The 11,521-nt window shown below is 74.3% G+C and carries 14 protein-coding genes and 1 pseudogene; 11 read left to right on the forward strand and 4 right to left on the reverse strand.

All coding sequences use genetic code 11. The annotated features are described in order from the left end of the window. From PKY62_RS08970 to PKY62_RS09000, 7 genes and pseudogenes are all read left to right on the forward strand, one after another. A pseudogene (locus tag PKY62_RS08970) lies at nucleotides 1–180 on the forward strand (ABC transporter ATP-binding protein); the annotation flags it as partial. Between the two features lie 8 nt (nucleotides 181–188). Next, a complete protein-coding gene (locus PKY62_RS08975) occupies nucleotides 189–1,049 on the forward strand; it encodes an ABC transporter permease (RefSeq protein ID WP_324536368.1) in 861 nt (286 codons plus the stop codon). After that, nucleotides 1,046–1,879, forward strand: coding sequence for an ABC transporter permease (locus PKY62_RS08980; RefSeq protein WP_324536369.1), 834 nt, complete (start codon nucleotides 1,046–1,048; stop codon nucleotides 1,877–1,879). The genes PKY62_RS08975 and PKY62_RS08980 overlap by 4 nt, the downstream gene beginning before the upstream one ends. Before the next feature lie 82 nt (nucleotides 1,880–1,961). After that, nucleotides 1,962–2,312, forward strand: coding sequence for a NifB/NifX family molybdenum-iron cluster-binding protein (locus tag PKY62_RS08985; protein WP_324536370.1), 351 nt, complete (start codon nucleotides 1,962–1,964; stop codon nucleotides 2,310–2,312). 88 nt (nucleotides 2,313–2,400) lie between these two features. Then, entirely contained in the window at nucleotides 2,401–3,357 is a 957-nt protein-coding gene (locus PKY62_RS08990) for an ABC transporter ATP-binding protein (protein WP_324536371.1), read from the forward strand. Continuing rightward, nucleotides 3,344–4,189: an ABC transporter permease gene (locus PKY62_RS08995; RefSeq protein WP_324536372.1), complete on the forward strand. Its 846-nt coding sequence runs from the start codon at nucleotides 3,344–3,346 to the stop codon at nucleotides 4,187–4,189. The genes PKY62_RS08990 and PKY62_RS08995 overlap by 14 nt, the downstream gene beginning before the upstream one ends. Before the next feature lie 55 nt (nucleotides 4,190–4,244). Beyond that, complete coding sequence (locus PKY62_RS09000; RefSeq protein WP_324536373.1) at nucleotides 4,245–4,565, forward strand: hypothetical protein; 321 nt, start codon at nucleotides 4,245–4,247, stop codon at nucleotides 4,563–4,565. Between the two features lie 46 nt (nucleotides 4,566–4,611). On the opposite strand, the gene PKY62_RS09005 is transcribed toward PKY62_RS09000, so the two are convergent. Both PKY62_RS09005 and PKY62_RS09010 read right to left on the reverse strand, forming a co-directional pair. Then, complete coding sequence (locus PKY62_RS09005) at nucleotides 4,612–5,433, reverse strand: sigma-70 family RNA polymerase sigma factor (RefSeq protein ID WP_324536374.1); 822 nt, start codon at nucleotides 5,431–5,433, stop codon at nucleotides 4,612–4,614. 17 nt (nucleotides 5,434–5,450) lie between these two features. Next, a complete protein-coding gene (locus tag PKY62_RS09010; protein ID WP_324536375.1) occupies nucleotides 5,451–5,666 on the reverse strand; it encodes a YgaP-like transmembrane domain in 216 nt (71 codons plus the stop codon). Between the two features lie 90 nt (nucleotides 5,667–5,756). Here PKY62_RS09010 and yccX point away from each other — a divergent pair, with 90 nt between their 5' ends. Beyond that, nucleotides 5,757–6,026, forward strand: coding sequence for an acylphosphatase (gene yccX / locus PKY62_RS09015; RefSeq protein WP_324536376.1), 270 nt, complete (start codon nucleotides 5,757–5,759; stop codon nucleotides 6,024–6,026). A 69-nt stretch (nucleotides 6,027–6,095) separates the two neighbouring features. Here the strand turns inward: yccX and mtnN are convergent, their stop codons facing one another. Both mtnN and PKY62_RS09025 read right to left on the reverse strand, forming a co-directional pair. Further along, on the reverse strand, nucleotides 6,096–6,857 hold the full coding sequence (gene mtnN / locus PKY62_RS09020; RefSeq protein WP_324536377.1) for a 5'-methylthioadenosine/S-adenosylhomocysteine nucleosidase: 762 nt from the start codon (nucleotides 6,855–6,857) through the stop codon (nucleotides 6,096–6,098). After that, entirely contained in the window at nucleotides 6,854–7,324 is a 471-nt protein-coding gene (locus tag PKY62_RS09025; protein ID WP_324536378.1) for an S-ribosylhomocysteine lyase, read from the reverse strand. Before PKY62_RS09025 ends, mtnN begins: the two co-directional genes overlap by 4 nt. A gap of 309 nt (nucleotides 7,325–7,633) precedes the next feature. Between PKY62_RS09025 and PKY62_RS09030 the strand changes: the two genes are divergently transcribed. The 3 genes from PKY62_RS09030 (at nucleotide 7,634) to PKY62_RS09040 (ending at nucleotide 11,441) form a co-directional block, all read left to right on the forward strand. Further along, nucleotides 7,634–9,103 (forward strand): HNH endonuclease signature motif containing protein, encoded by a 1,470-nt coding sequence (locus tag PKY62_RS09030; protein ID WP_324536379.1) that lies wholly within the window; start codon nucleotides 7,634–7,636, stop codon nucleotides 9,101–9,103. 353 nt (nucleotides 9,104–9,456) lie between these two features. After that, the gene (locus PKY62_RS09035; protein WP_502875822.1) at nucleotides 9,457–10,449 is read left to right on the forward strand and encodes an ABC transporter ATP-binding protein; all 993 of its coding nucleotides are present in this window, start codon (nucleotides 9,457–9,459) and stop codon (nucleotides 10,447–10,449) included. Next, nucleotides 10,446–11,441: an ABC transporter permease subunit gene (locus PKY62_RS09040; protein ID WP_324536380.1), complete on the forward strand. Its 996-nt coding sequence runs from the start codon at nucleotides 10,446–10,448 to the stop codon at nucleotides 11,439–11,441. Before PKY62_RS09035 ends, PKY62_RS09040 begins: the two co-directional genes overlap by 4 nt. Nucleotides 11,442–11,521: the final 80 nt, after the last annotated feature.

An 11,521-nucleotide genomic window follows, 5' to 3' on the forward strand; every position in this document is an offset into this window, starting at 1 on the left:
GCCGGGCTGGGCGACCGTGTCGAGGTGCTGCCCGACCGCGTGCTGGTCTACGCCGAGGACGGCGAGGCAGCGCTCGAGCAGGCCGCGCGGCGCGGCCTGCACCCCACCACCAGCCTGGTGCGCCGCTCGAGCCTCGAGGACGTGTTCCTCCGGCTGACCGGACGGAGCCTCATCGAGTGAGCGCCGCCATGAGCACCTCGATCGGCCCGCGCCCGCCGCGCGACCCGGCGCTGGACGCCGCCGTCGCCGGGGCCGTCCGCCCGCGCCGCTATGGCGCCTGGTACGTCGCCGAGCACCAGCTGCGGGCCATGCGCTCCTACGGCTGGACCATCGTCATGTCCGGCATCGGCACGCCCCTGATGTACCTGCTGGGCATCGGGCTGGGGCTGGCGACCTTCCTCGACGTGCCGGTCGGCTTCGGCCCGGACGGGCCGGTGCCGTACGTCGTCTTCGTGGCGCCGGCCCTGCTCGTCAGCGCGACCGTGACGGTGGCCACCGAGGAGTTCACGTACACGGTGATGTCCGGCTTCAAGTGGCGGCGGGTGTTCTGGGGGATGAACGCGTCGCCCGTCGCGCCGGGCCAGATCGCCACGGGCCTCGTGCTCGCCGCTGGTGCGCGGATGGTCTTCGTCGCGACCGCCTATGCGGGGCTCATCCTCGCGTTCGACGCCGTGGGCCGGCCAGCGGCCGCGCTCGTGCTGCCGCTGCTGGGCGTCCTGGCCGGGCTCGCCTTCGGCATGCCGCTGCTCGCGTTCTCCGCGTCGCTCAAGGACGACGGCGGCCAGTTCGCCGCCGTCCAGCGCTTCGTCTTCACCCCGATGTTCCTGTTCTCCGGCACGTTCTACCCGCTCGACACCCTGCCCGTCTGGCTCCACTGGATCGGCTGGGTCTCGCCGCTGTGGCACGCCACCGAGCTGGGCCGGCTGGTCTCCTACGGCGCACCGATGTCCACCACCACCGCACTGACCCACCTTGCGGTGCTCGTGGCACTGGCGGCCGGCGGCTGGGTGCTGGCCCGCCGCATTTTCGTGGGGAGGTTGCGCGGATGAGCGAGCAGCGCACGACGGCGCCCGTCGCGGCCGTCCCCGGGCGTGGTGGCGTCCGCTCCTTGTACGCGGGCAACGCCCGCTCGGTGCTGTCCCGCGGGCTGCTGGCGACCCGCACGAGCACGTGGGTGGTCGTCGTGTCCGGGTTCTTCGAGCCCGTCTTCTACCTGCTCGCCATGGGCGTGGGTCTGGGCACCTTCATCGGCGACATCGAGACCGCGTCGGGCGCCAGCGTGCCGTACGCCGCCTACATCGCCCCCGCTCTCCTGGCGGTCTCGGCGATGAACGGGGCGGTCTACGACTCGACGTGGAACGTCTTCTTCAAGATGCACTTCGGCAAGCTGTACCAGGCGATGCTGGCCACCTCGCTGGGCCCGCTCGACGTGGCGCTGGGCGAGATCCTCAACGCGCTGCTGCGCGGGCTCCTGTACGCCGCGGGGTTCCTCACGGTGATGCAGGTGCTGGGGCTCAACCTCTCCTGGACGGCCGTGCTGTCGCTGCCCGCCGTACTGCTCATCGCGTTCGGCTTCGCGAGCCTTGGCATGGCGATCACCAGCTACATGTCGACCTTCCAGCAGATGGACTGGATCAACTTCGTCATGCTGCCGATGTTCCTGTTCTCGGCGACGTTCTTCCCGATGTCCGTCTACCCCGAGCCCATCCAGTGGCTCATCATGGCGCTGCCGCTGTGGCACGGGGTGGAGATGGTCCGCGGGCTGACCACCGGGGACGTCGGCCCGGTGATGCTCGTGCACGTCGGGTACTACCTCGTCATGATCGCGGGCGGGCTGGTCTTCACCGCGCGGCGCCTGCGGGCGCTCTTCCTCGACTGACGGTGCGGGTCGACCGATGACCGGGACCGGCGGGCGCGGTGAGATGCTGGCCGGACGCGTCCCGCACCGAGGAAGGCCAGCCATGCCCGAGCCCACCACCGTCGTCGTCTGCGTCCCCGTCACCGACGACCGGCGGGTCGGCCCCTCCTGGGGCAAGGCCCCGCTGGTCGCCCTCGTGACCGTCCGGGACGGGCGGGTCGTCGCGTGGGACGAGCACGCCGTCGGCTGGGACGTGCTGCACGACGAGGGCGCCCCGGGCTCGCACCATGCCAGGGTGGTGCGGTTCCTGCGCGAGCACGACGTCCGGGCCGTCGCCGCGTCCCACATGGGCCCGCCGATGCAGAACACCCTGACCAAGCTGGGCCTGACCCTCGCGCTCGACGCCGCCGGGGACGCCGAGACCGCGGCACTGGCCGTCGCCGCGCGGGTCTGAGGGCACCCGGGCCCTCGGCCGGAGGCCGCGCGCAGCCGACCCGCCGCCACACCGCGCGGCGGCGGGTCGGCGGGACCAGGATGGCCCCATGGCCGCAGTGCCCGGCACCCCCGGCGAGCTGGCGATCTCCTCGCACGGCCTGACCAAGCGGTTCCGCGGCGGTCAGGTCGCGGTGGACCACGTCGACCTCGCGGTGCCGACGGGTGCCGTCTACGGGTTCCTCGGGCCCAACGGCTCGGGCAAGACGACGACCATCCGCCTCCTGCTGGGCCTGCTGCGTCCCACCGCCGGCAGCCACGAGCTGCTGGGCTCCCCGATGCCGGCCGCGCTCGGCGCGGTGCTGCCGCGGGTCGGCGCGCTCGTCGAGGGCCCCGCGTTCCACCCCTACCTGTCCGGGACGGACAACCTGCGGCGCCTCGACGCCGGCGACCGGACGGCGGACGCACGCACCGCCCCCCGGCGGATCGCCGCCGCGCTCGACCGGGTCGGACTGGGGTCCGCGGCCGGCAAGACCTACCGGCACTACTCCCTGGGCATGCGCCAGCGTCTGGGGATCGCCGCGGCGCTGCTGCGCCCGCGCGACCTGCTCGTGCTCGACGAGCCGACCAACGGCCTCGACCCGCAGGGCACGCGCGAGGTGCGCGGGCTGCTCGTCGAGCTGGCCGAGGGCGGCGCGACCGTGGTGCTGTCGACGCACCTGCTCTCGGAGGTCGAGCAGGTCTGCACGCACGTCGGCGTGATGCACCGCGGGCGGCTCGTCGCCCAGGACGCCCTGCCGGCGCTGCACGCCCGCACCGCGCCGCGCCTCGTGGTGAGCACCACGGACCAGGTGGGTGCGGCGCTCGTCCTCACGCGCCTGGGCCTGAGCGCCGTCACGCAGGACGGCGAGGAGGTGTCGGCGGTCCTGGAGCTCGTGGAGCCCGAGGCGGTGGTGCGGGCCCTCGTCCACGCCGACGTGCCAGTCCGCGGGCTCGAGGTGCGCACCGTGGACCTCGAGGAGCTGTTCGTGCAGCTGACGGGGGCGGGGTTCGATGTCAACGGGTGAACCGCGGGTCGCCGCGCCCCGGGGCACCCTGGCCCGCCTCGTGCGCTCGGAGCTGTGGCTCATCTACCGACGACGCCGCAACCTCGTGGGAGCTGTCGTGCTGTCGAGCGTGCCGGTCATCATCGCCGTCGCGGTGCGGGCGTCGGGGTCGCGGGACGCCCAGGCGTTCGTGTTCGACCAGATCACCGACAACGGCCTCTTCGTTGCGCTGGCAGCCCTGACCGTCGAGCTGCCGTTCTTCCTGCCCATCGCCGTGGCGATGATCTCGGGCGACGCGATCGCCGGGGAGGCCAACCTCGGCACGCTGCGCTACCTGCTCGTCACGCCGGTGGACCGCACCCGGCTGCTCGCGGTCAAGATGATCGGCGTCGTCGTGTTCACCGCGTCGGCCGTGCTGCTCGTGGCGGGCGTCGGGGCGCTGGCGGGGCTCGCCCTGTTCGGCGGCGGACCCCTGGTGACCCTGTCCGGCTCCGAGCTGTCGTTCGGCGCGGGGCTCGGGCGCCTCGCGATGGTCTGCGGGTACCTCACCGTGTGCCTCGTCGCGCTCGGCGCGATCGGGCTGCTGGCCTCGACGCTCACCGAGCAGCCGATCGGCGCCACCGTGGCCGTCCTGGCGATCACGCTGACCAGCCAGATCCTCGACGCGCTGCCGCAGGTGTCCGCGATCCACCCCTACCTGCCCACGCACCACTGGCTCGCGTTCGGCGACCTGCTGCGCGACCCCGTCGCGCTCGGCGGGCTGTGGCCGGGGCTCGCGTCGGCTGCGGCGTGGACCGCCGTGGCGACGTCCCTCGCCTGGGCGCGGTTCACCTCGGCCGACGTCAGCTCGTGACGCCCGGCGCGCACGGTCCCGGTGCGGCGGTGCGGGACAGGTCTACGGTCCGACCATGACCCCGATCGCCCCCGGCGGTGGCCCGCAGCTGCCCCTGCGCACCGCCGCGTCCGTGCTCGTGCCCGTCATCCTGATCTCCGTGGCCATCGCGTACGGGGGCTGGAGCGGATGGGTGCCCCTCGTCGGCCTGCTGGCCCTGCTCGGCACGCTCGCGGTGGTGTCGCCGCGCGGACGGGTGTGGGGCGCGGCGTCGCGCGGGTTCGACGAGCTCACGGGCGGCACCTCGCGGTGGCTCGAGCGCACGGGCACCTGGTGGGGCGTGGGCATGCTCGCCGTGGCGGGGTTCCTGGCGATGGCCGGGGTGACGCCCGTCTGACGCTCCCGGACGACGGCGTCCGGCGCCGGGCCGGTCGGCGCACCCGTCAGCGCGGCTCGACGTCCTGCGCGCGGAGCTCGATCCGCTGGGCGAGCTCCGCGTGCACCACGGAGTCCGGGTCGCGCAGCTCCCCCGGTCGGCCCGGCGCGCCGGGTCGGTGCGGCTCGCCCGTGGCGGCCAGGGCGCCGGTCGCTGCCACGAGCGACGCGTAGAGCGGCGGGCACGTCGGGCACGCCTCGAGATGGGCCTCGACCCGGCGAGCGCCCGCGGCGTCGAGGAGCCCGTCCAGGTAGTCGCTGACCTGGCTGCGTGCGTCCCAGCAGCGCATCGGCACTCCTCGTCTGGCGACGTCCCGCTCGGCCGCACGGGCCAGGGCGGTGACGAGCATCATCCGCCCCCGGCGGAGTCGCTGCTTGGCGGCGGGCAGGCCGATCTCGGTGATCTCGGCGATCTGCGCGACGGTCAGCCCGTCGGCGTCGTGCAGCACCACGGCGGCGCGGTAGATCACCGGGAGCCGGATGAGGGCGTCCTCGAGCTCGGCGCGGGTCTCGGCCCGCGCGACGACCACGGCCGCGTCAACCGTGTAGCTGTCCTCGCGCCAGCGCGCCTCGACCAGCTCGGCGATCTCGTCGGTGGGCACCTCCCGGTCCCGCCGGGAGTGGTCCACGGCCAGGTGGTAGGCGATCCGGTGCAGCCAGGTCGCCAGGGACGCCTCGCCGCGGAACGTCCCTGCGCGCTCGATGGCGCGGGTCAGCGTCTCCTGCACGAGGTCGTCGGCCTGCTGCGGGTCGCGGGTGAGCGTCCGCGCGAATCGCAGCAGGCCCGGGACGAGGGCGGGCAGGGCCTGCGGTACCTCGTGGGGCTGCACCCTGCCGACGCTAGCCGTCACGGACGAGGTGCCGGCACCTTGCACGTGCTCATCCCGAAGACGCGGTACAGCGGGCAGAAGCCGACGGCCGCGGTGACGAGCAGCACCGCGGCGACGACGAGCAGGACGATGCCGAGCACGCTGCCGGGGCCCGCGACGACGGCGACGACGATCGCGACGACGGCGGCGACGGCCCGGATGATCCGGTCGATGGTGCTCTCGTTGGTGGTCATGGTGTCCTCCTGGGTCCGGGTGCCGACGGCCGGCACACCTCATGGACGCAGGACGGGCGCAAAGGGATACCGGCGCGCCAGACTGGACCCGTGGACTCTCGTCACGTCGTGGTGCAGGGCAGCGTCCAGGGGGTGGGGTTCCGCTGGTCGTGCCTGGTCGAGGCGCGGCGTCTCGGCGTGCGCGGCTGGGTGCGCAACCGGTCCGACGGCAGCGTCGAGGTGGTCGCAGAGGGTGAGCCCGAGGCGGTCGGTGCGCTGGTCGACTGGCTGCACCACGGCCCCCGGTACGCCCGGGTCACGTCCGTGCGGGTGAGCCCGGCCCAGCCGCAGGGGTGGAGCGGGTTCGAGGTCGAGCCGTAGGGGTGGGCGGGGTGCGAGGCGCGCGGCCGTGCGCCGGCCGGGACGCGTCGCGACCCCGGCGGTGCACGGTCAGTCGCGGTCGCCCAGCGCGGCGAGCAGCCGGAGCACCACCGCGGCGGACCGGTCCGCCGCGTCGTCGACGTGCGTGAGGAAGTCGTCTCCCGCGGCCGGGCCGCACAGGTCGGAGATCCCCCGCACCGAGACGAACGGCACGCCGTGCACGTGCGCCGTCTGCGCCAGGGCGGTGGACTCCATGTCGGTCGACAGGGCGTGCGGGAAGGCCGCCCGCACCGCGTCGACGGAGGTCGCGTCGACGAAGGTATCGCCCGAGAGCATGGTCCCGGTGTGCACGCTCAGCTCGGGGTGCTCACCGCCCGCGGCGCCGACGAGGTCCGGGTGACCCTCGTACACCGGTGGCATCCCGGGCACCTGGCCGAGCGCGTAGCCGAACGCGCGGGCGTCGGCGCCCGTGTAGACGTAGTGCGTGCCGACGACGACGTCGCCCACCCGCACCCGGGCGTGCACGCCACCGGCGCTGCCCGCGCTGATCACCGCGCGCGGCGCGGAGAGGTGGATCGCCACGGCCGTCGCGCTCGCGGCGTTGACCAGGCCGATGCCGCACTGGACGAGGAGCACGCGTCGGCCGTGGACCGTCAGCGTGCGCTGCACGGCGTGGGCCACCCGGACGGCGTCGCCGACGCGGTCGGCGCGCTCGAGGAAGGGTGCGGACTCGTCCGCCATCGCCGTGACGACCACCGCGTCGACACGGGCGCCCGGTTCACCGGAGCCGGCCCGGAGGCCCGGACCCCCCGGACGGGTCGGCCCGCTCACGCGGTCACCGTGCTCCATGCGGCGCGCTCGGCGAGGAAGGCCGTCGCGGCGGCCTGCGCGCCCTCGAGGGTGTGGTTGGCGCCCCAGCCGCACTGGACCTCGTTGGCGGCCGGAACCTCGGTGGCGCGCACCACGTCGGCGAGCGTCGCCGCGATGAGGTCGTGCACCGCCTCGTCGGTCCAGTCGCCCTGGAGGATGAGGTAGAAGCCCGTCTGGCAGCCCATCGGAGAGAAGTCGACGACCTGGCCCGAGTGGTTGCGCGAGTGCTCCGCGAACAGGTGCTCGAGCGAGTGCACCACGGGCATCTCGAGGTGCGCGACGTTGGGCTGGGTGAAGCGCACGTCGTACTTGCTGATGACGTCGCCGGCGGGCAGCACCTTGTGGTCGGCCAGCCGGACGTACGGCGCGACGACGGTGCGGTGGTCGAGGTTGAACGACTCGACGTTCATGCGGGGCTGGTCGGTCACGGTGACGTCCTTCCGGGGGCCGGCGTGCGGCGGTGCGGGCTGGTCGGGATGGTCGGGCTGCGTCCATTGTCGACCATCGCAGCCGGTCGAGGGCTACGGGTGATGCTGCGCAGGTGCGAGCTCGGGGGTGTCGGCACGGGAGCAGGTGCGGGGTACCGGATGCGGGGCTCCGGCGTCCGTCACGCCGCCCGTGGGGGTCGCCCGTGCGGGTCGCGACATCGTGGGCTCCCGCTCGCTCGGTCCGTGTCGGACCCCGGGACTAGGATTCGAACAGACGTTCGATGGGATCGAGACCGGGGAGGACCAGCCGTGGCAGACCTCACCCCACCGGCGCTGCGCCGGTCCACGTCCTGGGCCGAGCGGTTCCCCGACGCCGCGCTCCTCGACGGCGCCCTGCCTGGCGAGGGCCTCGTCGCGTTCCTCGACAGCCTCGACCCGGCGGACATCGACGCACCGACCCTCCTCGAGGTCGTGGCGGGCTGGGACCGGGTCGCCTCGTGGGCCGCGGCGCGCCAGGCCCTCGCGGTGGCGGAGATGGTGCGCCGCGCTCCGAGCTCGCACGTCGAGTTCATCGCCGACGAGGTCGGCGCCCGCCTCGGCGTCTCGCGGCGCGCCGCCCAGGACGTGGTCGACCTCGCGACGGGCCTCGACGCCTACCCCGCCGTCCACGGCGCACTCGGCCGCGGCGACGTCGACCGGCGCAAGGCCCAGCTCCTCCTCACCGAGACGGAGCACCTCCCCGCGCCCACGGCCCGGGCGATCCACGACGTCGTCCTGCCGCGGGCGGCGCACCTGTCCGCACCGCAGCTGCGGCTGGCCGTCCGCCGTGCCGAGGCAGGTCTGGAGCCCGCCGCCACCGCGGGGCGGGCGCAGCGTGCCCGGGGAGACCGTTGCGTGCGGATGGTGCCGGCACCCGACGCCATGGCGTGGATCCATGCCCTGCTCCCGGCCCCGGACGCGATCGCGGTCCTCACGGCCGTCGACGCCCTGGCCGCGTTCGCCGCGCCGGAGGACGATCGCACGGCCGACCAGCGCCGGGCCGACGCGCTGAGCGACCTGTGCCGACGCACCCTCGACGCGGGCGTCGGCCCGGACGGCACGCCGTTGCCCGTGCGCCAGCACCGCCGCCCGCACCTCCAGGTCACCGTCTCGGCCGCGACGCTCGCCGCCCACGCCCAGGGGATCGCCGGTGTCGCCGAGCTCGCGGGGTACGGCCCCGTGCCGTTCGCCTCCGTCGCGCACCTCGTCGCGGCGGCGACGTGGCGGCCGGTCCTCACGGACGACGAGACCGGCGTGGTGATCGCCGTCGGGGACCGCACCTACCGCCCGAGTGCCGGCCTGGCTGCCCTCGTGGCGGCGCGCGACACCACCTGCACCTTCCCCGGCTGCCGGATCGCCGCCCAGCGTTGCGACCTCGACCACATCGACCCGTTCGACCCGGTCCGCCCCGCCGAGGAGCAGACCATCGAGACCAACCTGCACCCGCTGTGCCGCCACCACCACCGGCTCAAGACCGCCGGCCGGTGGCGGGTCGAGCGCGACCCCGTCACCGCGGTGACGACCTGGCACGGCCCGGCCGGCCGGAGCTACACGCGCGACCCGGTCCCCGCCGACCCCGCACGCTGGGACGTGCCGCGGCGGGTGGCTCGGCCGGTGGCTGGGCCGGCCGGCCGCGGGGACGAGGACGTACCGCCGCGGGCGACGCGGCCGCTCGGGGAGGAGTCGGCAGTGCGGACTCCTCCGGACCCGCCGGACGCGGGTGGCCCGACGCCGTTCTGAGGTACGGGCGCAGTGACCTCGGCGCGCGACCCACCGGACCGGGCGCCCGTGCCCGGTCCGTGCTCACCGCCTGGGGCTAGTCCCAGAACGGGGGGAGGTCGTCGACCTCGAGGTCGACGACGGCGAGGATCGCCGACTCGCGCTCGAGCTGCATCGTGGTCATGCCCTCCCCATCGGCACCCGCCGCGCGACCTCAAGGCGCAGTCGGGTCAAGGGTGGGCAAATCTTCTGCACCACCTACGCCACCTGCACCACGAGCGCCGACGCGCGCGGCGCCGCTGGCCCCACCACCCGCTCCCGACGGCTAGCGTGCAGGCAGGGGTTCCGCCCCACGAGCTTCGGGGGGCAGCCGGATGACCATGGACTACGCCGTCGTCACCGGCGGCCTGCGCAAGACCTACCGCGGACGCCGCGGACGCCAGGTCGCCGTGGAGAACCTCGACCTGGCCGTCCCCGTCGGCGGCGTCCACGGCTTCCTCGGCCCCAACGGCTCGGGCAAGACCACCACCATCCGGATGCTGCTCGGACTCGTCCGTGCCGACGCCGGCACGATGCGCATCTTCGGGCACCCGGTTCCGCAGCAGCTGCCCGATGTCGTCGGCCGCGTCGGCGCGATCGTCGAGTCGCCCAAGTTCTTCCCGGCCTTCAGCGGGCGCCGCAACCTCGACCTGCTCGCCCAGGCGATCGGCGCGCCCCGGACCCGCGTCGACGAGGTGCTCACGGCCACCGCCCTGCACGACCGTGCCTCCGACCGGTACAGCGGCTACTCCCTCGGCATGAAGCAGCGTCTGGCGATCGCGGCGACCCTGCTCAAGTCCCCCGACCTTCTGATCTTCGACGAGCCCACCAACGGCCTCGACCCGGCCGGCATCCACGAGATCCGCCAGACGATGCGACGCCTGGCCGGCGAGGGCCGCACGGTCCTGGTGAGCAGCCACATCCTGGCCGAGGTCGAGCAGGTGGCCGACACCGTGTCCATCATCGGGCGCGGCAGGCTCCTGGCCTCGGGCACCGTCGCCGAGGTGATCGGCGAGCGCACCGCCGCCGTCCGCGTCGGCGTGCCGGACCCAGCCGCGGCGCTCCAGGTCCTCACCACCGGCGGCATGCTCGCCGTCCTCGACGGCGACGCGCTGCGGGTGGAGGGAGAGCCCGACCCCGGCAGGATCACCTGGCTCCTCGGGCAGCACCAGATCTGGGTGCAGTCGCTCGTCCCGCAGCGCGCCGGCCTGGAGTCGGTCTTCCTCGAGCTCACCAGCGGCTCAGCGCTCGACAGCCCGGCGGCCGGCCCGCCCGCAGCACCGACCGACGCGTCCACCGACGAGGCCAGCGGGGAGGTCCGGCGATGACCCGCCTGGTGTGGGTGGAGCTGCAGCGGCTGGCCGCCCGACGCCTCGTCCTCGGCGCCCTGCTCGCGACCCTCGTGGCGATCGGCCTCGTGCTGTGGGGCACTGCGGCCACCGTCCGCCCGCTGACCGCTGCCCAGCTGGAGGAAGCGGAGCGCGCGTACGCCCTGGCGCTGGCGGACTGGGAGGAGAACGGCGAGGAGCAGGTCGCGCAGTGCCGCGAGGACCAGGAGCGCGAGCGCGAGGCCAGCGACGACCCGACGCTCGACTTCGGCTGCGACCAGATGGGGGCCCCGGAGCGCGCGTGGTACGTCCCCGTGGCCCCGGCGCTGGAGGACACCCTGCCCGGTGTCCTCGCACCCGTGACCTTCCTCATCGGGTTCATGGCCCTGCTCGTCGGCGCGACGTCCACCGCAGCGGAGCTCAGCTCGGGTGCGATCACCACGTGGCTGACCTTCGAGCCCCGGCGGCTCCGTGTCTACGCGAGCAAGGTCCTCGCGGTCGGTGCGGGGCTGGTGCCCGCCGCCGTCCTGACGCTCGCCCTGCTCGTGGCCGGAGTCTGGGCCGTCCACGCCCAGCAGGACCTGGCGGGCACGATGTCCGGTGCCGACTGGCAGGACACCCTGGGCACGACGCTTCGGATGCTCGTCGTCATCGTGCTGGGCGGCGTCGCCGGAGCCGCCATGGGCATCTGGATGCGGCACACCGCGGCAGTGCTGGGTGTGGTCGTCGGCTACGCGATCCTCGTGGAGAACCTGCTCGGGGCTCTCGTGCCGCGGCTGCAGCCGGCGCTCGTCCTGCTCAACGTCTCAGCCTGGGTCCAGGATGGGGCGGCGTACTACGTGTCGCAGTGCACGACGTCGTCCCAGGGCACCTCGTGCGAGTACGTCGAGCAGACGCTGTCGCTGGCTCAGGGTGCCGCATACCTCGGAGGACTCTGCATCCTGGTGGTCCTCGGGGCGGGACTGGTCTTCCGACGTCGAGACGTGGGCTGAGCCGGTCACCTCGGAGCGGGTCCCTCAGACGCGGTCAGGTCAGGGCCGGACCCGTCAGAGCCGGTCGCGTCGGAGCCGGA

The sequence above is a fragment of the Actinotalea sp. genome, assembly GCF_035443605.1.
In the GTDB taxonomy this organism is placed as follows: domain Bacteria; phylum Actinomycetota; class Actinomycetes; order Actinomycetales; family Cellulomonadaceae; genus Actinotalea.